The sequence below is a fragment of the Marivita sp. genome, assembly GCF_020055635.1.
Lineage (GTDB): Bacteria > Pseudomonadota > Alphaproteobacteria > Rhodobacterales > Rhodobacteraceae > Marivita.
The window spans coordinates 30981-52821 of record NZ_JAIPUT010000030.1 but is presented as its reverse complement, the minus strand read 5'-3'; the positions used below and the strand labels follow the sequence as shown (position 1 = coordinate 52821).

Below are 21841 nucleotides of genomic sequence, written 5' to 3'. Positions count from 1 at the left end.
ATCATCTGCGCCGCCGACCGCAGCGACCCGAGGAACGGGTATTTCGAGTTCGAGGCCCATCCGCCCCTGATCACGCCGTAAACTTCGAGCGACGAGATCGCGAAAACGTAGAGGATCGCCACGTTGATGTCTGCCAGAACCCAAGTGTCGTTGAATGGGATCACCGCCCAGAGCATCATCGCCAGCACGAAGGATGTCATCGGGGCCAGCATGAAGACCGGCTTGTCGGCCCCCGCAGGCACGACGACCTCTTTCACCACGTATTTCAGCGCGTCAGCCACCGTTTGCAGCAGGCCGTAGGCCCCCACGACGTTGGGTCCGCGCCGCATCTGGACGGCCGCCCAGATTTTGCGGTCGCCATAGACGAGGAACAGAAGGCTGATCATCACGAAGCCCACTACCGCAAGGCATTGTGCCACGATGATCAAGCCGATCCCGGCGTTGGTGTTAAAGAAATCAGCCATCACGTCCTCAAACCATCGGTATTCCGTTTTCAACGCAGGAGGCGGTCACGACTTCGGCGTCGAGGGTCCGCACCCCACGGGGCAGCGCCGGCGAGATGGTGTAAACCGCATCTCCTCGCCAGAGGCCAGCCTCTTCGTATACATTTGTGCGCAAATGCCGCGCGAACCCGTAGCCCCGGATCAGGGCGTATTGCGCCGCCGCACATTCGGCATAGTCTTCGACATCCGACGCGCCGCGCGCGCCGCGCATCGCCACATCGAACTGCACCAGGTCACCGTCCAGCAAGGTGGTCGCAACCCCCTTGTACTCGGGCGCGAACCTCTGATCCATGGGCTGCGCGGCGTCACACCCCGACAAACCGCCCGCCATCGCCAGAGCAACAGTTGTTATGACCGCCGGGTGGCGCACCCCGCTCACTCCGCCGCGATCTTGGTGTCCTTGCGGGCGCGCGCGCCCGCAGACAACTCGGCCATCAGGGAACTGGCCCGCGCAATCGGATTGGTCAGATAGAAATCCTGAATGGCGTTGCGGAAAGCCGCCTCGCCCAGCTTGCCCGTCGGCTCTGCCTGCCAGTCGTTTTCCGGCACTTGGTCGATCTGCGTCAGATGCGGCGCGTCCGCGACCAGCTTCTGTCGCAACTGCGCAAGGCTGTCGAAAGGAAGCGTCGCACCCAGTTCCGCCGACAAGGCCCGCAGGATCGCCCAGTTTTCCTTGGCCTCACCCGGTGCAAAGCTGGCGCGCAGTGCCAGTTGCGGGCGGCCTTCGGTATTGACGAACAGGCCCTGCTCCTCGGTATAGGCGGCGCCCGGCAGGATGATGTCGGCGCGGTGCGCGCCGCGATCCCCGTGGCTGCCCTGGTAGATGACAAAGGCACCCGTCGCGATCTCGACCTCGTCGGCCCCAAGGTTGTAAATCACCTCGGCCCCGTCGATCGCCGCGTCCATGCCGCCTTCGGTGGTGCAGCCCGCATCCATCGCGCCCACACGGCCAGCGGCAGTGTGCAACACCAGGAAACCCGCGCCCGAGATCTCGGCCATCTTCTGCGCCGCCGCCAGAACCGCCGCGCCATCGGCTTCGCGCAGCGCGCCCTGACCGACGATCACGATTGTGTTCTTTTCGTCACGTGTCTCGTCCGACACACCCTTGTCGATCATCGCCTGCAACGCGGCGCGATCGGTGCCTGCATGGTAATAGTCATAGGTCAGATCAACCGCTTCCCCGATCACGGCAACCTGTGCTCCCGCGGCCCAGGCCTTGCGGATGCGTGCGTTCAGCACCGGCGCCTCATCGCGCGGGTTGGTGCCGATCAGCAGGATCATGTCGGCATCGTCGATGTCTTCGATGGCCGCCGTGCCGACATAGCCCGACCGGTTGCCCGCGGGCAGCTTTGCCCCATCGGTCCGGCACTCGACGCTGCCGCCCTGCCCCTCGATCAGGGATTTCAGCGCATAGGCCGCCTCGACCGGGACGAGATCACCCACGAGACCGGCAATCTTCTTGCCCTTCATCGCCTCGGCGGCTTTGGTCAGCGCCTCGGGCCATGTGGACGGGCGCAGCTTTCCGTTTTCACGCACATAGGGCTTGTCGAGGCGTTGCTTGCGCAGACCGTCCCAGACAAAACGCGTCTTGTCGGAAATCCATTCCTCGTTCACGCCATCATGGTTCCGCGGCAGGAACCGCATGACTTCGCGGCCCTTGGTATCGACACGGATGTTGGACCCAAGCGCATCCATCACGTCGATGGATTCGGTCTTCGACAGTTCCCACGGACGGGCGGTAAACGCATAGGGCTTGGACACCAATGCGCCCACCGGGCACAGATCGATGATGTTGCCCTGAAGGTTGGAATCGAGCGTTTCGCCGAGATAGGACGTGATCTCGCTGTCCTCACCCCGGCCGGTCTGGCCCATCTGGCTGATGCCCGCCACCTCGGTGGTGAAGCGCACGCAGCGGGTGCAGGAAATGCAGCGTGTCATGTGGGTTTCGACCAGCGGGCCAAGGTCAAGATCCTCGACCGCACGCTTGGGCTCGCGGAAGCGGCTGAAATCCACGCCATAGGCCATCGCCTGGTCCTGCAGGTCGCATTCGCCGCCCTGATCGCAGATCGGGCAATCCAGCGGATGGTTGATGAGCAGGAACTCCATCACCCCTTCGCGCGCCTTCTTGACCATCGGAGAATTGGTCTTGACCACGGGCGGTTCGCCATCCTTGCCGGGGCGCAGATCCTTGACCTGCATCGCACAGCTGGCTGCGGGCTTGGGCGGGCCACCGACGACTTCGACAAGACACATCCGGCAATTGCCCGCGATCGACAGACGCTCGTGGTAGCAGAATCGCGGCACTTCGATCCCGACCTGTTCACAGGCCTGGATCAGCGTCATCGCGCCTTCTACTTCAACTTCGTTTCCATCAATGATGATCTTGCGCAAGTCAGACATGCCCGAGCCCTTTGTTCCCATTTGGCTGGCGCAGTCGATGCCGTGGCGAAGAGGCGATCGGCTGACGTCGCCCGCCTTCTAACGTGGCTCTCTCGAATAGGCCAGATGTTCACGTAAAAAGATAACGGGAAATATCGACGCGGCGTTCCACGATTCGCAGTGCCGCGCCGGCGGGCGGTTCCGCGCCGATCCGGCGTTTATCTGAGCAATTCGCCAATCTCGGTCCGGGACCGAATCTGCGCCTTGCCGAACCGGCACAGTGCCGGGATATCGTCGGGGCGGACACCGTTGGCCTGAAGAAACCGCTCGGCCTTGGCCTTCATGCGCGCTTTTTCCGACTTCGAGGTGACGTAGGCCTCGACCTCTTCGTCGGTATACCCGCGCGCACGGGCGTCCGACTTGAGGCCATTGAGCGTCGTGTAGGCCCGGAGCAACCGCGCATTGATGTCGTCGCAGGATTTCCGGATGGCGTCGGCAATGGCCACGGCCATCACCGCATCGTCGATCTCGGCCACATCCCGCAGGGGCGGCTTGGCAAGTCCGGTCGAGGCGGCCATCAGCAACACCGCCACTGTCGTCGTCAGAAGTCGCATCGGATCGTCGGATCTCCCTGCTTGCGTCCAGATGAATATGGGGCGGCTCCGGAGCGATATTCAATATCACCCGTCAATTGCTGTCACGTGACGGCAGGTCAGGGTTCGCGGCAACGTCCCGACAGCACGACCTCGTTGTCTTCGACAACCAGCGCGGCATCCGCGACATCCGGCCCGTTGACCCACGCCACGTCGGACGTTCCGAGATAGGAAATACAGTGCTGGACAGCCTGGAACTTTGCCGCCTGCCGCGCGCCGTCAAGACTGACCGAGGCCGGACCACCACGGGCGACAAAAGCCGCGCGGTCGCTGCGGTCGACGCGATAGTCGCCGGTGAATCGCGCGCCTTCAAAGGTGATGGTGTCCAGATCGCTGCTGCCACAGGCGGCCAGCAAAACCAGGAGCGTGCTCGAAACCCATGCTTTTTTCATGGTGTTCCCCTTTCAGAAATCTTGGCGGCACCATGCGCCCAGACGCGATGCGCTTGCAAGCCCCGAGACCGGTTTGCGGTTCCAGGGACGAAAAAAGGCGCTTCGAAGCGCCTTTCCGCAAGGCCGTTCGAACGGCCTTGGCTACGCGGTTTCGAAACCGCGTGAACAAGCCGTTTCGAAACGGCTTGCCGCCTACTCCGCCGCCACCGCACTGACCCGGCCCGTCTTCTGCGCCTTGATCCGGTCCTCGATCTCGTCGCGGAAGTTCTTGATCAGACCCTGGATCGGCCAGGCCGCCGCATCGCCAAGCGCGCAGATCGTGTGGCCCTCGACCTGCTTGGTCACGTCGAACAGCATGTCGATTTCCTCGACCTCGGCCTCGCCGCGCACCAGCCGGTCCATCACCCGCATCATCCAGCCGGTGCCTTCGCGACAGGGCGTGCACTGGCCACAACTTTCGTGCTTGTAGAATTTCGACAGACGCCAGATCGCCTTGATGATGTCGGTGTCCTTGTCCATCACGATCACCGCCGCCGTACCCAGGCCCGAGCCCAGTTCGCTGCGCAGGTAATCGAAATCCATGATCGCATCGCGCATGTTCTCGCCGCGCACGCAGGGCACAGACGATCCGCCGGGGATCACCGCCTTGAGGTTGTCCCAGCCGCCACGAATGCCGCCGCAATGCTTGTCGATCAGTTCCTCGAAGGAAATGCTCATCGCCTCTTCGACGACACAGGGATTGTTCACATGGCCCGACACCGCAAACAGCTTTGTGCCCGCGTTGTTCTGACGGCCGAAGCCCGAGAACCATTCCCCGCCGCGCCGCAGGATCGTCGGCACGACGGCAATGGATTCCACGTTGTTCACCGTGGTCGGGCAGCCATAAAGCCCCGCGCCCGCCGGAAATGGCGGCTTCATGCGCGGCATGCCCTTCTTGCCTTCGAGGCTTTCCAGCAGGGCTGTTTCCTCGCCGCAGATATAGGCGCCGGCGCCGTGATGCAGGTAGATGTCGAAATCCCAGCCCGACCCCGAGGCGTTCTTGCCCACCAGACCGGCCTCGTAGGCCTCGTCGATGGCGATCTGAAGCGCCTCTTTCTCGCGGATGTATTCGCCGCGAATGTAGATGTAGCACGCATGCGCCTGCATCGCGAAGGACGCGATCAGGCAGCCCTCGATCAGCGTATGCGGATCGTGGCGCATGATCTCGCGGTCCTTGCAGGTGCCCGGTTCGGATTCGTCGGCATTGACCACGAGGTAGGCCGGCCGCCCGTCGCTTTCCTTGGGCATGAAGGACCACTTGAGGCCTGTCGGGAACCCGGCGCCGCCGCGGCCGCGCAGACCCGACGCCTTCATCTCGTCGATGATCCAGTCGCGCCCCTTTTCGATAAGCCTGGCCGTGCCATCCCAATGGCCGCGCGCCTGCGCTCCCTTGAGGGTCCGGTCATGCATCCCGTAGATATTGGTAAAGATCCGGTCCTGATCGCTCAGCATTGCTCAATCCTTGTCAGCCTGGCGCGCACGCCAGAGTTGGTATGTCATCCAAAGTCCTGCCCCGAACCCCGCCAGTGCAGCGAGGTCGAACAGCGCCCGGATCCGTTGGCTCCAGCCATATTGGGATCCGATGGCGGTCGCCAGGATCCAGAAGACGCCGACGCCCGCGATGAACAGCGCGGTGCGCCGTCCCTTGCGCGACACTTCCGAATCCCGGCTCATGATGCGGTCTCCGCCCCCGTCAGTACACGTCGCCCTTGCCGACGCGCTTGGAGAATTCCGTATCCCCGCCATCGGCGAGGGTCTTTGCCTGCGCGACCCAGTTGTCCCGGGTCACCCGGCCCTTGAAGCCTTGCAGGTTGTCATCGACCCAGGCCACCTCGTCCGGCGTCCAATTGGCGATCTGGTCGAAATGATAGAACCCCATCGAGTGCAGCAACTGCTCGAGCTTGGGGCCGACACCCTTGATTTCCTTGAGATTGTCCGGCCCGCCTTCGCGCGCTGCAGACAGGGTCTCGGGCTTGGAGCCCTCGGCACCGCCTTCGGTGGCGCCGCTCTTGTCGCCATCGGGCGTCGCCATCGCGGCGCTGGTCGGTGCGGCGGCGGCAGACGTGCCGGATTCGCCATCGTATTTCCATTCACCCTTGCGCGAGGCCAGGTCTTCCTCACCGGCCAGCCGCGTCGACGGCTTGACCTGCGCGCCCGCTTCGGCATCCGCCGAGGCCGATGCCGTCCTGACGTCGGGCAGCGCGTCCGCGCTGGACGGGGCCGACTCGGAAGGCGGCACGACTTCGACAGTCGAAGATGGCGCGGGGGATTCAGCCGCGGTCGGGCTGGACGTTGCAGGCGCAGCGGGGGCCGCCGTCTTCGGCGCCGGAGCCGACGTGTCGCGCGCCTTGCTGGTGTCGATGTTGCCGGGTCCGCGCGGAGCGGGCAGATCGCGGCAGAACAGCCAGCTGAACACCCCGCCCAGCACCAGGAATGCCAAGCCAGCCATGAAGATCGCGGCCATCACGGCCCAATCCCCGATCACAAGCAGAAGGACCAGGACAAGCAGCCCCACCCCTGCGGCCAAGGCCCAAGACCCAACCTGGCAACTCATGCCGGAATTCCGTTGTTGCATTCGTACTCTCCCTGTCCGTGTTCCGGATGTCACTTGTCGTTGACATCACCTTTCTCGACACGTGCAGAAAACTCCGTCTCGCCGCCTGAGGCAAGTGTCTTGGCCTGATCGACCCAATTATCGCGGGACACGCGGCCCTTGAAACCTTCAAGATTCTGGTCGACCCATGCCACTTCTTCAGCCGTCCAGCTTGCGATTTGATCGTAATGATAAAAGCCCAGCCGGTTGCACAGCGCCTCGAGCTTGGGACCGATCCCCTTGATCTTTTTCAGGTCGTCACCCTTGCCATCCTTGGGCGCGCTCAGCGTCGCGGGCTTGAGGCCGGGTGCCGCGTCGGCACTGGACGCGGCGGTCTCGTCCGGGTGCCGGTTCGCGGTCACGTCCGGTCGCGGCTTGGCCTTCGCCTTCACGTCGGGGGCCTCGCCGGGAGCTTCGGAACGCTTGTCTGACGCTTCGCCGACGTCACGCGGTGCCGCCGCGTCCGCCTTGGAGCGGCCGCCCTGCGGCCCGTCGGGGCCGGCCGGGGGCATCAGGTTGTCCGGACCGGGCTCTGGCGGTGCCGGCCTGTTGGCCGCGTCGCCCTGCCACGGCGCCAACAGAGGCACCTCGGTCCCATCGATGCGCTTGACCGTGTCGCCGATATCCGTCGCCAGCTGCACCGACGCGTTGTACTGATGCCGGTCGGCGGCGAATTCCGTCAGGCTGGTCAACCCGGATTTCGGCTCGGCGGCGTAGCGCCCGTTCTGCGGACCCGGAACCGGCACCTCGCCCGCGACCAGCGCATCGAGTATCTCGCCCAGTCGGTCGGCGGTCAAATCTTCGTAGTAATCCTTGCCGATCTGCGCCATCGGCGCGTTGGCACAGGCACCAAGGCATTCGACTTCTTCCCAGCTCAGCTTGCCATCGGCAGACAGCATATGCGGCTTTGGCGAGATCTTGTCACGGCACACCGCAACCAGATCCTCGGCGCCGCAGATCATGCAGGACGTGGTACCGCAAATCTGGATATTCGCAACAGACCCAACCGGTTGCAGCTGGAACATGAAGTAGAACGAAGCGACTTCGAGCGCCCGCATATAGGCCATGCCCAGCATGTCCGCGACGGATTCGATCGCCGGGCGGGACAACCAGCCCTCCTGCTCCTGCGCGCGCCACAACAGCGGGATGATCGCGCTGGCCTGCCGGCCCTCGGGATACTTGGTGATCTGCGCCTCGGCCCAGGCCTGGTTGGCCGGGGTGAAGGCGAAACTCTCGGGTTGTTCGGAGTGAAGGCGTCGTAACATATCAGATCCTATTGCGTCATCACGCAGACAACGGGAATATTCGGAATGGTGCGGTCAGCGGCCTCACCGGCCAGTTCGGCCAGAAGCGCGGTTTGACGTGCGGCCTGATCCTCCGGCGTGTCGAACAGGAAACACAGGTAGATGTCGGACCCGTCGGTCATGCCGTAAAGCGTATTGCCGGCCCCACCGGTCCCGAAGGGCGCGAACCCTACGGCCAACAGGTCGGACGAGAACATGTAATCCGACTCGCCCCGCTGCAACGCGGGCGCGACCGACGCCATGCACACCAGTGCGGCGGATATCCAGCTCGTCTGGTTCATTCCGGCGCACATTCTCCGGTGATCAGGCGAATGCCGCCATTCGACAGCGACACGGCCTGTTCCGACGCCAGCCGAAACTCGGCGACCTCGATCACCTGCTCGCGTGTCAACCCGGTCTGAAGCTCGACCGGGAGGTAATCGGTTTCGCCCACCAGATCGCACCCGATCGAGGCCACGGCCTCGTCGAAGGCCGCAAGCTCTTCCTGGCCCACACCTTCGGGTGGCAGGGCACAGGCGGACACCAGGCCCGATGCGGCCAGCGCGGCGAAAACACGTGGGCTCATCTGTCGATTTCTCCGAACACCACATCCATCGTGCCGATGATCGCCGCCACATCGGCAAGCTGATGACCGCTGGCGACGTGATCCATCGCCTGCAAATGCAGGAAGCCCGGCGCGCGCAGCTTGGCGCGGTAGGGTCGGTTGGTGCCATCGGCCACGAGGTAGACGCCGAATTCGCCCTTCGGCGCCTCGACCGCGCAATAGACCTCGCCCTCGGGCACATGGAAGCCTTCGGTATAGAGCTTGAAGTGATGGATCAGCGCTTCCATCGAGGTCTTCATCTCGGATCGCTTCGGCGGCGTGATCTTGCCACGCGACAGGATTTCACCCTGCCCTTCGGGCGCGCGCAGCTTTTCGATCGCCTGCATCATGATCTTCACGCTTTCGCGCATTTCCGCCATGCGGACGAGGTAGCGATCGTAGCAATCGCCGTTCTTGCCCACGGGGATCTGGAAGTCGAACTCGTCGTAGCATTCATAGGGCTGCGCGCGACGCAAATCCCAGGCAAGGCCAGAGCCGCGCACCATCACGCCCGAAAAGCCCCACTCCTGAATCTCCTCTTCGCTCACGATGCCGATATCCGCGTTGCGCTGTTTGAAGATCCGGTTCTCGGTCAGCAGCCCGTCGATGTCGTCAAGCACCTTGGGGAAGGTCTCGCACCATTCCTCGATGTCGTCGAGCAGATCTGCGGACAGGTCCTGATGCACCCCGCCGGGCCGGAAATAGGCCGCATGCAGGCGCGCGCCACAGGCCCGTTCGTAGAAGATCATCAACTTTTCGCGCTCTTCGAAGCCCCAGAGCGGCGGTGTGAGCGCGCCCACGTCCATCGCTTGCGTCGTCACGTTCAGCAGATGCGACAGGATGCGGCCGATTTCCGAATACAGCACCCGGATCAACGAGGCGCGACGCGGCACCTGCACACCGGTAAGTTTCTCGATCACGAGGCACCACGCATGTTCCTGGTTCATCGGCGCGACGTAATCCAGCCGGTCGAAATACGGCAGGTTCTGCAGGTATGTCCGGCTTTCCATCAGCTTTTCGGTGCCCCGGTGCAGCAAGCCGATATGCGGATCGCAGCGATCCACAATCTCGCCGTCCAGTTCAAGGACCAGTCGCAAAACACCATGCGCCGCAGGGTGTTGCGGGCCGAAGTTGATGTTGAAGTTGCGGATGCTCTGTTCGCCAGAGACCGCGTCGATGCTGCCATCGTCGAATTTGGAGCCGTCCATCATGCTCTCCTCATCCCTCCGCATCCGGACGGGGTTCCGTCCGGTCCACATTGGTCAAAAATGTCTATGATCCGCCCTGATGGACGAACCCAAGAAGTTGCGCGACCCGTGCCAAGGCCGTGTCCGCGCGCACAGGGCTTCGCCGCGGTCCGGGCCGGTGCCAACCGCGCATCCGCTCCGGCTGCCTGTCTTGACTGCACTGCGCTCATCATGTCGTCAGCCCTCATCCGTCATGCCGCATCAAGCTGATGCCATTCGCGCGGCAGGTCGTCACCGAACCGGTCGGACGCGAATTCATAAACCGGAGCAAGAACACGCCGCGCGCGCGCCCGAAGCGGCTGCGGCAGCTCGAGTTCCTGGCTGATCCCGACATTGTACCGCTGGTCGGAATCCACAGGCATCTCCTCGAATCCCAGAAAATCCTTCAGCCGCGCAAGCTCGTCTTGCTCGAACAGGGTTTCGTAAAAGAGATACAGGATCCGATCGCGCGGCACGGCAGCTTCCAATTTGCGGATCGTCCGCGTGTAATCGCTCTGCGCCAACGCAACGTTGTCGCCATCCTCGACGGCGGTCTCGAACGACGCGAGCAAGCCATCGCTTTCCACCGCGATCCCCTTGTCGCGCGCGTCGAGCTTGTGACGATGCCGCACGCCGGACCAGAGGCGGTCGACAGGATCACGCATGATGAAAATGAACCGGCTGTCGGGGTGAAGCTCTGCCATTTCCGCAAAGACCGCACTTTCGAGCAGCGCGTAGGCCGGCGTCATCTCGCCTGCAACGGCCTGCCCCTTGTAGCCCATCATCACGAATTCCACATAGGCGGCAATAGAGGGGTTCGCGACAAGATCCGAAAAGGCATCGGCGCGCTTTTTCTCGGCAAAGGCCTCCGGTAGCTTTTGCAATTGCAGCCGTCTGGCCGCGTCTCGAAGCTGCTCGCGGGACATTTCAGCCCATCGTGCTGCTGCGCCGGGCGCATATGGGTTGCCGCCCTCGCGGCGAAAATTGTCCCAGAAGCGCACTTCCTTGGTCGGCGCCATGTGACAGTCGGGATGATGCCGCAGCATCACGTAAAGCCAGGTCGTGGCAGTCTTTTGCGCGCCGACGCAATAGAAGAACCTCTTCAACCCGTCGAAACTGTCGAATGTCCTGGTATGCGCCGCGGGCTGGGTCATGCCATGCCTCCCGGAACTGGCGTCGCCGCCATTCCGACCGTGTTTCCCGTTGCTTCATGGGAAAACGCGCGCATTACCGTTTCTCCAACTCTTGCAGCTTCATCGCCATGACCCAGAGCAGAACAAGCGCTCCAAGCGGGATCACCGCAGCGAAAGCCCAGTTCTTGTTAACCCCGAAATGGGGCAAAAGTTTCAACATCGGGACAACCGTCGCCGCCGTGACGACCAGCCAGATGATGAACTCCATCAGCCCGACTTCCCGTCTTGCTTCTCGTCACCCGGCAGCACGTATTGCGCACCTTCCCACGGCGACATGAAATCGAACTGGCGATATTCCTGAACAAGGTTCACCGGTTCGTAGACCACGCGCTTCTTCTCTTCGTCGTAGCGCACTTCGGTATAGCCCGTGGTCGGAAAATCCTTGCGCAGCGGATAGCCGCGAAAGCCGTAATCGGTGAGGATCCGACGCAGGTCCGGATGTCCCGAGAACAGGATGCCGAACATGTCGAACACCTCGCGCTCGAACCAGTTGGCGCTGGGATGCACCCCCGTCACCGAAGGCACCATCTCTTCTTCGCGCACACCGACGCGCAGCCTGATGCGGTGGTTCTGGTACATCGACAGGAAGTGGTACACCACGTCGAAGCGCTTGGCCCGCTCCGGGTAATCCACCGCGGTGATGTCCACGAGGGTCGAGAACCGGCATGTCGGGTCGGTCTTCAGAAACTCGACGAACCCGACGATGTTCGGCAGCGCCACATCGACGTTCAGCTCTCCGAACGTCACATCCCAGGCGATCACGCAATCCGGGCGCTTCAGCTCGATATGCTGACCAAGTTCATTCAGCGCGTCGCTCATCGTACAATCGTCCCCGTCCGGCGGATCTTGCGTTGCAGCGCCATGATCCCGTAAAGCAGCGCCTCTGCCGTCGGCGGGCAGCCCGGCACATAGACATCGACCGGCACGATCCGGTCACAGCCGCGCACGACGCTGTAGCTGTAGTGGTAATAGCCCCCGCCATTGGCGCAGCTGCCCATCGAGATCACGTAGCGCGGCTCCGGCATCTGGTCGTAGACCTTGCGCAAGGCCGGCGCCATCTTGTTGGTCAGCGTGCCTGCCACGATCATCAGGTCCGACTGGCGCGGAGATGCGCGCGGCGCGGTGCCAAAGCGTTCAAGGTCATAGCGCGGCATCGAGGTGTGCATCATCTCGACCGCGCAGCAGGCCAGACCGAAGGTCATCCAGTGCAGCGACCCGGTGCGCGCCCAGTTGATGATGTCCTCGGTCGAGGTCAGCAGAAAGCCCTTGTCCGACAGTTCCGCGTTCAGCGCCTGGGTCGCGGTTTCCTTGTCCGCCTGGGCTGTATTGGCTCCGGTCATCACTCCCATTCGAGAGCTCCCTTCTTCCATTCATAGGCAAAGCCGATGGTCAGCACGCCAAGGAACACCATCATCGACCAGAAGGCGGTCATGCTGATGTCCTGAAAGGCCACTGCCCACGGAAACAGGAACGCGATTTCCAGGTCGAAGATGATGAAGAGGATCGACACGAGGTAGAACCGCACGTCGAATTTCATCCGGGCATCATCGAACGCGTTGAAGCCGCATTCGTAGGCCGACACCTTTTCGGGGTCGGGACGGCGCACCGCGATCACCACGGCGGCAAGGATCAACACGAGACCCAGCCCGATGGCTATGGCCAGAAACACGAGGATCGGCAGGTATTCCCGCAGCATGTCTTCCAAGACGAGGCTCCTTTTCCCATCGCGCGACGACGCGCGCCGTCAAGTGGCGAGGTTGACTTGGGGCTGATGTACTCCCGTACCCCGGAAGGGTCAACCGCGGCGCGAGATCTTAGGCCCTGTCAATTTTGCATGTTTTCTTGGCGTTTGCCGCATTTTTCGTCCCGATTAGAACAGGATGCGGCAATCCGCCGAATCCACCGGCCTCCCCGCACCGCGCCGTTGCGTCGCGGGATCGTGTTCACCGTTCGGTCCAGTCGCTCCGCACAGGCCTTGTCAGTCCCCTGGCGGCAGCAGACGCCTTCGTCCCCGTGCCGGGCGCTCGGAGAACCAGACCCAAGTCCCGATCGCGCACCACCCGCGCCACCATGGCAAGCCGTTGCCCCCTGCACGCCCTGTCCCGGCGCGCGGCATGTCCGATGCCTCACGCGGTCAACACCACCAAAGCCATTGCCGACATGACCGATGTCACCGGACCCCAGACCGCGCGTTCCGGTTTCGATGGCGTGATCCAGTTGAGACCCGTGGTCGCGACCTGCACTGCAAAGGCGACCCAACCGGTCCAGGCCGGCCAACCAAGCCCGGGAAACCCTGCCGCCGACAGGATCGCCAGCGCCTGGAACAGGACCACCGGGATCGACACCGCTGCCGCGATGCGCCCCGCAAGCGGCAAGGCGCCCTCGAACCTGCCGCCCTGGGTATAGGCTCCCAAGGGGGCCCCGACGATCAGAGCGATCTGAAAGAAAACGATGGCCAGACAGGCCGACGCGTAAAGATGCGCGATCTGAACCGTCACTGCCAGCCGGGCGCGCGCTTGTCGAAAAACGCGGCCACGCCCTCGCGCGCCTCGTCCGACTGCCAGCGTGCCGCCAGCGCGTCGATGGCCATGTCGACCTGCGCGTGGCTCACCCGCCCCGACAGGTCGCGCATCAGCGCCTTGGCCTCGGCCACGGCTCCCGGCGCGCAGGACAGGTAGGGCAGGATCTCGGCCTCGACCGCCGCGTCCAGCCCGTCCGCGTCAACGGTCCGGCTCAGCAGGTTCAACCGGACGGCCTCGTCGGCGTCGAACACACGCGCCGACATGAACACTTCGGATGCCCGCGTGCCGCCCATGCGCGCCAGCACGTAGGGCCCGATATTGGCCGGGATCAGCCCGAGCCGCGTTTCGGTCAACCCCAGCTTGGCCGACGGCACGCCGATCGCCACGTCGCAGACCGATACAAGCCCCACGCCGCCGCCAAGCGCATTGCCCTGCACCCGCCCGATCAGCGGTTGCGGCAGGTCATACAAGGCGCCCAGAACCGTCGCGATCCGGCGGCTCTCCACCCTGCGCGTATCCGCGTCCATGTCGAACTGCGCGCGCATCCAGGCCAGATCGCCACCTGCGCAGAAACTCCTGCCCTCGGCGGCCAGCACCACCACACGTACCGCGCGGTCCGCCGCCAGATCCCGCGCTGCCTGCTCCAGCTCGGTCATCATCTGCGCCGACAGCGCGTTGTGCTTCTCGGCCCGCGCCAGCGTCAGCGTCGCCACGCCCCGCGCATCGGTCTCCACCCGGATCACGTTCATCCCCGCATCTCCCGTGCCATATCGGCGGCCTCGGCCACCACGTCCATGTCCAGCCCATGTGCATATCCCAGCGCGGCCACCCGCGCCGCCACCGCCTCGGTCGCGACATTGCCCGCCGCCCCCGGCGCATAGGGGCACCCGCCAAGACCACCGACCGCCGCGTCGAACACCCGCAGCCCAAGCCCCAGCGACGCCTCGATATTGTCGCAGGCAAGCCCGCCCGTGTCATGGTAATGGCCCGCAAGCCGGTCCGCCGGCATCTCGCCCAGCACCGCCTCCAGCATCGCCACGATCCCCTCGGGCCTCGCCCGTCCGATCGTGTCGCCCAGGGACACTTCATAACACCCCATGTCCCGCAGCGCCGCCACCACCCGCGCCACATCCGCAGGCGCAACCGCCCCGTCATAGGGGCATTCCACCACGCAGGACACGTAGCCCCGCACCGGAATGCCCGCCGCAGCGGCCACTTCGGCCACCGGCGCGAACCGCTCGAGGCTTTCGGCGATGGTCGCGTTGATGTTGGCGCGGGAAAACCCTTCCGAGGCCGATCCAAAGATCGCCACCTCATCGGCCCGCGCCGCCACCGCGTCCTCGAAGCCGCGCATGTTCGGCGTCAGGGCCGCATAGGACACGCCCGGCACGCGGGTGATCCCCGCCAGCACAGTGCCCGAGTCCGCCATCTGCGGCACCCATTTCGGAGAAACGAAACTGGCGCATTCGATCCGCCGGAACCCGGCGCGCGACAGGCAATCCACCAGCGCGATCTTCTCTTCCACCGGGATCAGCCGCGCCTCGTTCTGCAACCCGTCGCGCGGCCCCACCTCGAATATCTCGACCCGTTCAGCCAATGCGCTGCCCCCTGCTTCTTCTCTTTTCAAATATGCCAAGACACCGCTCAGGCACCTGGCTCCCACGCCGGGTAGAAGTCCCGCGCATAAAGCCGTGCCCCCTCACCATCCGGCAGGGATTTCCGGAACTCTGGCCGTTCGGTGATCCGCTCGTACCACTCCGCCACTGCCGGGTGCCGGTCCAGCGTGGCAAAATGCTTCGCCATGTAGACCGCCTGGCCGACCGACACGTCCGCCGCCGAAAACCCGCTCGTCAACAGGTAATCCCGGTTCTCGACCGGCGTCGACAGCCGCGCCTCGATGGCGTCGTAACACTTGCCCAGCCGCGCCGCCTCGAGCTTCATCACGACGGGCGACCGCATCGCGTCTTCGTAAAGCATGATATGCTGCTGGGTCAGCGCCGCCGCATGCTGGCTGATGGTTTCGGCGAAATGCACCCAGACCAGCCAGGCCATCCGGTCCGGGTCACTCGGCCCGCGCCCCATATTGGCCTGCGGAAAGCGCTCGCAAAGGTATTCCGTGATCGCCCCGGTCTCGAACATCCGCTCGCCGTCGATCTCGAGCGCAGGCACCCGCCCCGCCGGCGACAGCGACAGGTATTCCGGGTCGCGCAGGCTGCGGTCGAAGGCGCGCAGCACGACCTCGAACTCGACCTCCAGTTCGTGCAAGAGCCAGAGCGTCCGCATCGAGCGGGTCTGCGGGCAGTGATGCAATCGGATCATGTCTCGTCCTCTTCCTCCAGCCGGATCAGAGCCGCCCCGGCCTCGACCTGGGCACCGGCTTCGGCCATCACCTCGGCCACCACGCCATCGCGCGCCGCCAGCAGGGAATGCTCCATCTTCATCGCCTCCAGCACGGCAAGCCGTTGGCCCTTGCTCACGGCGTCCCCGGCGGCGACATAGACCTGCCGCACAAGGCCCGGCATCGGCGCCTCCACCAGCGCACCCGAGGCACCCGCGCCCGCCTCGACATCCAGCGGATCGATCCGGGTCACCACAAGGGTCGGATCGCCGAAGACCGTCGCGCTGGCGCCCTCGACGTGAAGCGCAAAGGCGGGCTGCCCGTCGAAACGCCAGCCATTTGCCCCGAAGCACGCTGCGACCACAGCATCCTGCACCGCGACATCGACCGTACCTGGCGCGCGGGTGACGATCCGGCAGGCCAGCATATCCCCAGCGGCCTCTACCGTCACATCCTGCGCCAAAGGCTGCCAAAGCGCAAACCCGTCGAGCGGCCCCGGCGCATGGTCAAGCCCCGTCAGCGCCATTACCGCCTGGGCCATCGCGGCCGGTGCGGGTGCCTGCACCGCCGTCAGCGCCTCCAGATCGCGCCCGATCAACCCGGTATCGACCTCACCGTTCGAAAACCCGTCATGCCGGGCCAGGGCGCCCAGAAAGGCGAGGTTGGTCACGGTGCCCGCCACCTGTGTTTCGGCCAGGGCCCGCCGCAGCTTGCGCAGGGCAACCGCCCGCGACGACCCGTGCACGATCACCTTGGCGATCATCGGGTCGTAATGCGGGCTGATCACGTCGCCTGTCCGCACCCCGGTATCGGCCCGCGCCTCCGCCGGGAAGGCCAGATGCGCCAGCCGTCCCGTGGCGGGCAGGAACCCCGCTGGCACGTCCTCGGCATAGAGCCGCGCCTCGAAACTGTGCCCGGTGATCGTGAGATCCTCCTGGGCGCAGGGAAGCGACTCGCCCGACGCCACCCGCAACTGCCATTCCACCAGGTCGACGCCGGTAATCGCCTCGGTCACCGGGTGCTCCACCTGGAGCCGCGTGTTCATCTCCATGAACCAGAACCCGTCAGGGCGCAGCCCGTCCGAGCCATCGACGATGAACTCGACCGTGCCCGCGCCCTTGTACCCGATGGCCTCAGCCGCGCGTACCGCCGCCTGCCCCATCGCGGCCCGCATCTCGGGCGTCATGCCGGGCGCCGGCGCTTCCTCGATCACCTTCTGATGACGGCGCTGGAGCGAACAGTCCCGCTCGAACAGATGCACCGCGCGCTCCCCGTCGCCGAATACCTGCACCTCGATATGGCGCGGGCTGGTGATGTATTTCTCGATGAGCACGTGGCTGTTGCCGAACGCGGTCTGCGCCTCCGATTGCGCCGAAGCGAGCGCATCGGCAAACGCCGTAGGCGCCTCCACCAGCCGCATTCCCTTGCCGCCACCCCCGGCAACCGCCTTGATCAGCACCGGATAACCGATCTCCTCGGCCTCGGTCGCCAGCATGTCCGGCGACTGCTCGGCACCCTGGTAGCCCGGCACGACCGGAACACCCGCCTGCGACATCAGCGCCTTGGCCGCATCCTTGAGCCCCATTGCCCGGATCGCCCGCGCCGATGGCCCGATGAACACAAGCCCCGCCGCCTCGACCGCGTCGACGAAGTCCGGGTTCTCGGACAGGAACCCATATCCCGGATGGATCGCCTGCGCGCCCGTGGCCTGTGCCGCCGCGATGATCGCATCGCCGCGCAAGTAGCTGTCCGCAGGCGCCGCCCCGCCCAGCGACACGGCCACATCGGCCATGTCCACATGGCGCGCCGTCGCATCCACATCGGAATGCACCGCCACCGTCCGCACCCCCAGCCGGCGGCAGGTGTCGATCACCCGGCAGGCAATCTCGCCCCGGTTCGCAATCAGGATCGTGTCAAACATCTCGCGCCCCTGCTCCTTTTCATCTTGCCCGGTAAACTCCGGGGGTTTGGGGGCTGGCCCCCAATCCGGCCTGCGTTTGGGGGCTGGCCCCCAATCCGGCCTGCGTTCGGGGGCTGGCCCCCACATCGTTTCGTCGCGACGCGCCCGGCACAACTACCCAGTGGGCCGTCACATCCGCTTCGTGGATATGACCTTGCCCACACGTCGCGAAAGACGGGGCTTTCGCGACGGTCACATCCGGAACACGCCATAGCGCGTCTCCTCGATCGGCGCGTTCAGCGCCGCCTCCAGCGACAGCGACAGCACCGCGCGGGTCTTGCGCGGGTCGATGATCCCGTCGTCCCAAAGCCGCGCCGAGGCGTAAAGCGGATGCGCCTGTTCCTCGAACATCTCGACCGTGGGTTTCTTGAACGCCGCCTCGTCCTCGACCGACCAGGCCTCGCCGCGCTTCTCCATCGCATCGCGCTTGACCGTCGCCAGCACGCCCGCCGCCTGTTCGCCACCCATCACCGAAATCCGGCTGTTCGGCCAGGTCCACAGGAAACGCGGCTGGTACGCCCGCCCGGCCATGCCGTAATTGCCCGCGCCGAACGATCCGCCGACCAGCATGGTGATCTTCGGCACGCTTGTGCAGGCCACCGCCGTGACCATCTTGGCCCCGTGCCGCGCGATGCCTTCGTTCTCATAGCGCCGCCCGACCATGAACCCCGTGATGTTCTGCAGGAAGACCAGCGGGATCTTGCGCTGCGAACACAGCTCGACGAAATGCGCGCCCTTCTGTGCGGCCTCGGAAAACAGCACGCCGTTATTGGCGACGATCCCGACCGGCCAGCCATCGACATGGGCAAAACCGGTCACCAGGGTCTCCCCGAAGCGCGGCTTGAACTCGTCGAAATACGACCCGTCCACCACCCGCGCGATCACCTCGCGGATGTCGTAAGGCGTGCGCAGGTCGCCGGGCACGACGCCGAAGATCTCGTCCGGATCATATGCCGGAGCCTCTGCCGTCACCCGTAGGGTGTGTGCTGTGCACGCACCCCCCAGCGATCCCACCGCGCGCCGCGCCAGGGCAAGGGCGTGCCCGTCATCCTCGGCCAGGTAATCCGCCACCCCCGACAGGCGCGTGTGCACGTCCCCGCCGCCCAGATCCTCGGCTGTCACCACCTCGCCGGTTGCCGCCTTGACCAAGGGAGGCCCGGCCAGAAAGATAGTACCCTGCTCCTTGACGATGATGGTAACGTCCGACATCGCCGGCACATAGGCGCCACCCGCCGTGCAGGACCCCATCACAACCGCGATCTGCGCGATGCCCTTGGCCGACATGCGCGCCTGATTGTAGAAGATCCGTCCGAAATGGTCGCGGTCCGGGAACACCTCGTCCTGGTTGGGCAGGTTCGCGCCGCCGCTGTCGACCAGGTAGACGCAGGGCAGATGGTTTTCCTCGGCAATCTCCTGCGCGCGGAGGTGCTTCTTGACGGTCATCGGATAGTAGGTGCCGCCCTTCACCGTGGCGTCGTTGCACACCACCATGACCTGGCGGCCCTTCACCCGGCCGACGCCAGCGATCACCCCCGCCGCCGGGGCCGCACCTTCATAAAGGCCATGCGCCGCCACCGCGCCGACCTCGAGGAAAGGCGATCCGGGATCGAGCAGGTTCGCGACCCGGTCGCGGGGCAGCATCTTGCCCCGGGACACATGCCGCTCGCGCGACCGCTCACCACCGCCTGCCGCCGCAAGATCCGCCGCCTCGCGCACCACGCGCAACGCCGCTTCATGGGCGGTCTGGTTGGTCTTGAATTGTTCGGACGATGCAATCGCCTGTGACTGAAGCTTCATTTCACTGTCCCCGCATATCGCGCAATTCGATGGCCCGTTGCGCCGTCATTGTCATCTGGCAATTCGCACCGACGATGGTCCGGATCGTGCCGTCCTGCCACATCGCATAGCGCGCCCCGCAATCGGCATCCCGAAAAGCGATCCAGGCCCGCTGTGCGTCGCGCAGCGCATCGCTGCGGTCCATCATGCTGGACGGGACCGCCGCGTCCATCTCGGCGGCATGCGCCTGGGTCGCCTGGTATTGCTCGTTCAGGATCGCGTCCCACTCTCTCGTTTCGGCCAGGATGCAATCGGTGATCCCGATCGTGGTCGACCCGCCCGGCTGGGCCTGACACTGGCCGGACGCCTGCCCGAGACAGGGCGGATACATCGCGCCGATCTCCGTGGTGGCAAAACATGACCGAACGATCTGCGGGTCGATCCGCAACTCCTGCGCGGCCACGATCTGCGGCATGCAGACCAATGTGACGATCATCAAACCCTGTTTCATGGCTGAGCCTCCTTGCTGGCGCGGGCTTTCAATTCCTTGCGGATCACCTTCCCGGTGACCGTCATCGGCAAGGCATCCAGAAACGTGATTTCCCTTGGATATGAATGGCCTGCAAGCCGTTCCCGGACCCATGCCTGAAGATCCGTTACCGGCACGTCAACGCCTTCCTTCAGCACGACATACGCCTTCACGATCTCGGTTCGGAGCGCGCAGGGCTTGCCCACCACACCGCAGGTTGCAACGCCGGGATGGGTGAGCAGGCAATCCTCGATCTCGGCCGGGCCGATCCGATAGCCCGCAGACGTGATCACGTCGTCTTCGCGGCCCAGAAAGGTGATCGTATCGCCGGCCTGCACACCGCGATCCCCGGTCAGCATCCAGTCCCCGCGATACTTTGCGGCGGTGGCCTCGGGCTTGCGCCAGTATTCCAGCATCATCGACGCCGATCCGCGCCGCACGGCGATGTCGCCTTCGCCTTCGCATAAAAGGCCATCCGGCCCGATCACCGCCACCTGATGCCCCGGCACCGCGCGGCCCATCGACCCCGGCACCGCGTCAAAGGACGCGCCGCAGGAGGACACGATCATGTTGCATTCGGTCTGGCCATAGAACTCGTTGATCGTCACGCCAAACGCCGCGCGCCCCCATGACAGCATCTCGGCCCCCAATGGCTCGCCCCCGCTGGCAACCGACCGCAGCCCGTCGATGCGCGCGTCCGCCGCCTTCAGCATCCGCAGGGCGGTCGGCGGAAAGAACACATTGCGCACAGTGCCTTCACGGCAAATCCTGATGGTCTCTTCGACCGAGAATTTCGGCATCCGCGCGGCCACGACCGGCACGCCGAGGGCCAGGCCCGGCATCAGCACGTCGAACAACCCGCCGATCCAGGCCCAGTCTGCCGGTGTCCAGATAACATCGCCGTCCTGGCCAAGGAAATCATGGCTCATCTCGACCCCGGGCAGATGGCCGGTCAGCACCCTATGGCCGTGCAGCGCACCCTTGGGGGCGCCGGTGGTGCCGCTGGTATAGATCAGCACCGCGGCGTCGTCCGGTCCGGTTTCGACCGACGCGCGGGTGCCCGAGGACGCGCCCAGATCGCTTCGGGTGATCGTGGCAACGCCCAGACCGGTCAGTTGCACGACGCCTTCTAGGTCGGTCACGACAACCCCCAGCCCCGCGTCTTCGATCCGGGATTTCAGCGCATCGGTGCGAAACAGCTTGAACAGCGGCACCGAGATCGCCCCCAGCCGCCACGCCGCGATATGTGCGGCGGCGCAAAGCGGCGATTGCGACAGCAGAATCCCGACCCGATCACCCTTCATCACGCCGCGTTCGATCAGCGCGGTTTCCACCTGCCGCGACCGATACCACAGGTCGCCATAGGTCACCGGGCGCACCCGCTCGGATGTCACCTCGAGGATCGCCAGCCGGTCCGGCTCGGTCGCCGCCCAGCCGTCGCAGACCTGATGCGCCATGTTCAGCGATCCGGGCAGGTCCCAGTCGAACCGCTTGGACAGGACGTCGTAAGGCGCCGGGCGCAGCATAGGACGGGTCTTCATATCGAGGGCCGCCCGGACGGGGTCCCGGTCGAGATCAGACCGCCGAACCGGTTTACATGATAAAGCAGGTCAGCGCAGCGCACCGTGATCCACGCGCCGTCGATCTGACCGGCCAGCCCGACGCAATCGGCGACCTGCGCCGCCGCGCCGCCGTCCTGCGTCACATAGCGATTGGCAAAGGCGTTGATCACATCCGTCTCCGTTATCGTGGCGGCGATCCAGCCATAGCGGAACGCCAACAGCGCGCCGACCAGAGTGGCAAGGCCAAGCGGCACCCACCAGACCCAGCGTGGCATCAGGGGATCGACTT

General features: G+C 64.8%; 26 protein-coding genes. All 26 read right to left on the bottom strand.

The window, feature by feature from the left end; all coding sequences use genetic code 11:
• On the bottom strand, positions 1-464 hold a 464-nt coding region (locus LCF60_RS14615), incomplete at its 3' end, for an NADH-quinone oxidoreductase subunit H (RefSeq protein ID WP_292292748.1).
• Positions 465-471: 7 nt separating this feature from the next.
• Positions 472-834 (bottom strand): hypothetical protein, encoded by a 363-nt coding sequence (locus LCF60_RS14610; RefSeq protein ID WP_292292752.1) that lies wholly within the window; start codon positions 832-834, stop codon positions 472-474.
• A gap of 44 nt (positions 835-878) precedes the next feature.
• Entirely contained in the window at positions 879-2903 is a 2025-nt protein-coding gene (nuoG, locus tag LCF60_RS14605) for an NADH-quinone oxidoreductase subunit NuoG (protein ID WP_292292746.1), read from the bottom strand.
• 197 nt (positions 2904-3100) lie between these two features.
• Positions 3101-3496, bottom strand: coding sequence for a DUF5333 domain-containing protein (locus tag LCF60_RS14600; RefSeq protein ID WP_292292745.1), 396 nt, complete (start codon positions 3494-3496; stop codon positions 3101-3103).
• 98 nt (positions 3497-3594) lie between these two features.
• Positions 3595-3927, bottom strand: coding sequence for a hypothetical protein (locus LCF60_RS14595; protein ID WP_292292744.1), 333 nt, complete (start codon positions 3925-3927; stop codon positions 3595-3597).
• A 192-nt stretch (positions 3928-4119) separates the two neighbouring features.
• Complete coding sequence (gene nuoF / locus LCF60_RS14590; protein ID WP_292292743.1) at positions 4120-5418, bottom strand: NADH-quinone oxidoreductase subunit NuoF; 1299 nt, start codon at positions 5416-5418, stop codon at positions 4120-4122.
• 3 nt (positions 5419-5421) lie between these two features.
• Positions 5422-5640, bottom strand: a complete 219-nt coding sequence (locus LCF60_RS14585) for a DUF5337 domain-containing protein (RefSeq protein ID WP_292292742.1) — start codon at positions 5638-5640, stop codon at positions 5422-5424.
• 19 nt (positions 5641-5659) lie between these two features.
• Complete coding sequence (locus LCF60_RS14580) at positions 5660-6520, bottom strand: endonuclease (RefSeq protein ID WP_292292740.1); 861 nt, start codon at positions 6518-6520, stop codon at positions 5660-5662.
• 50 nt (positions 6521-6570) lie between these two features.
• Complete coding sequence (locus tag LCF60_RS14575) at positions 6571-7824, bottom strand: NADH-quinone oxidoreductase subunit E (protein ID WP_292292739.1); 1254 nt, start codon at positions 7822-7824, stop codon at positions 6571-6573.
• Between the two features lie 8 nt (positions 7825-7832).
• Entirely contained in the window at positions 7833-8144 is a 312-nt protein-coding gene (locus LCF60_RS14570; protein WP_292292738.1) for a hypothetical protein, read from the bottom strand.
• Positions 8141-8428, bottom strand: a complete 288-nt coding sequence (locus tag LCF60_RS14565) for a hypothetical protein (RefSeq protein WP_292292736.1) — start codon at positions 8426-8428, stop codon at positions 8141-8143. The genes LCF60_RS14570 and LCF60_RS14565 overlap by 4 nt, the downstream gene beginning before the upstream one ends.
• Positions 8425-9654: an NADH-quinone oxidoreductase subunit D gene (locus tag LCF60_RS14560; RefSeq protein ID WP_292292735.1), complete on the bottom strand. Its 1230-nt coding sequence runs from the start codon at positions 9652-9654 to the stop codon at positions 8425-8427. The genes LCF60_RS14565 and LCF60_RS14560 overlap by 4 nt, the downstream gene beginning before the upstream one ends.
• A 230-nt stretch (positions 9655-9884) precedes the next feature.
• Positions 9885-10826, bottom strand: a complete 942-nt coding sequence (locus LCF60_RS14555) for a sulfotransferase (RefSeq protein ID WP_292292733.1) — start codon at positions 10824-10826, stop codon at positions 9885-9887.
• A gap of 73 nt (positions 10827-10899) precedes the next feature.
• A complete protein-coding gene (locus LCF60_RS14550) occupies positions 10900-11073 on the bottom strand; it encodes a hypothetical protein (RefSeq protein ID WP_292292732.1) in 174 nt (57 codons plus the stop codon).
• Complete coding sequence (locus tag LCF60_RS14545; RefSeq protein WP_292292730.1) at positions 11073-11684, bottom strand: NADH-quinone oxidoreductase subunit C; 612 nt, start codon at positions 11682-11684, stop codon at positions 11073-11075. The genes LCF60_RS14550 and LCF60_RS14545 overlap by 1 nt, the downstream gene beginning before the upstream one ends.
• Complete coding sequence (locus LCF60_RS14540) at positions 11681-12205, bottom strand: NADH-quinone oxidoreductase subunit B (protein WP_292292750.1); 525 nt, start codon at positions 12203-12205, stop codon at positions 11681-11683. The genes LCF60_RS14545 and LCF60_RS14540 overlap by 4 nt, the downstream gene beginning before the upstream one ends.
• Positions 12205-12570 carry an NADH-quinone oxidoreductase subunit A gene (locus LCF60_RS14535; RefSeq protein WP_292292729.1) on the bottom strand — a complete coding sequence of 122 codons (366 nt, stop codon included), beginning with the start codon at positions 12568-12570 and terminating at the stop codon, positions 12205-12207. The genes LCF60_RS14540 and LCF60_RS14535 overlap by 1 nt, the downstream gene beginning before the upstream one ends.
• 421 nt (positions 12571-12991) lie before the next feature.
• The gene (locus tag LCF60_RS14530; protein ID WP_292292728.1) at positions 12992-13363 is read right to left on the bottom strand and encodes a hypothetical protein; all 372 of its coding nucleotides are present in this window, start codon (positions 13361-13363) and stop codon (positions 12992-12994) included.
• On the bottom strand, positions 13360-14136 hold the full coding sequence (locus LCF60_RS14525) for a crotonase/enoyl-CoA hydratase family protein (RefSeq protein WP_292292727.1): 777 nt from the start codon (positions 14134-14136) through the stop codon (positions 13360-13362). The genes LCF60_RS14530 and LCF60_RS14525 overlap by 4 nt, the downstream gene beginning before the upstream one ends.
• Entirely contained in the window at positions 14133-14984 is an 852-nt protein-coding gene (locus LCF60_RS14520) for a hydroxymethylglutaryl-CoA lyase (protein WP_292292726.1), read from the bottom strand. The genes LCF60_RS14525 and LCF60_RS14520 overlap by 4 nt, the downstream gene beginning before the upstream one ends.
• Positions 14985-15031: 47 nt before the next feature.
• Positions 15032-15706 carry a glutathione S-transferase family protein gene (locus LCF60_RS14515; RefSeq protein ID WP_292292725.1) on the bottom strand — a complete coding sequence of 225 codons (675 nt, stop codon included), beginning with the start codon at positions 15704-15706 and terminating at the stop codon, positions 15032-15034.
• Complete coding sequence (locus tag LCF60_RS14510; RefSeq protein ID WP_292292723.1) at positions 15703-17646, bottom strand: biotin carboxylase N-terminal domain-containing protein; 1944 nt, start codon at positions 17644-17646, stop codon at positions 15703-15705. The genes LCF60_RS14515 and LCF60_RS14510 overlap by 4 nt, the downstream gene beginning before the upstream one ends.
• A gap of 231 nt (positions 17647-17877) precedes the next feature.
• Positions 17878-19482 (bottom strand): carboxyl transferase domain-containing protein, encoded by a 1605-nt coding sequence (locus tag LCF60_RS14505; protein ID WP_292292722.1) that lies wholly within the window; start codon positions 19480-19482, stop codon positions 17878-17880.
• A gap of 1 nt (position 19483) precedes the next feature.
• A complete protein-coding gene (locus tag LCF60_RS14500; RefSeq protein WP_292292721.1) occupies positions 19484-19972 on the bottom strand; it encodes a lysozyme inhibitor LprI family protein in 489 nt (162 codons plus the stop codon).
• The gene (locus LCF60_RS14495; protein WP_292292720.1) at positions 19969-21531 is read right to left on the bottom strand and encodes an AMP-binding protein; all 1563 of its coding nucleotides are present in this window, start codon (positions 21529-21531) and stop codon (positions 19969-19971) included. Before LCF60_RS14495 ends, LCF60_RS14500 begins: the two co-directional genes overlap by 4 nt.
• Positions 21528-21827 carry a hypothetical protein gene (locus LCF60_RS14490; RefSeq protein WP_292292719.1) on the bottom strand — a complete coding sequence of 100 codons (300 nt, stop codon included), beginning with the start codon at positions 21825-21827 and terminating at the stop codon, positions 21528-21530. The genes LCF60_RS14495 and LCF60_RS14490 overlap by 4 nt, the downstream gene beginning before the upstream one ends.
• Positions 21828-21841 lie beyond the last annotated feature (14 nt).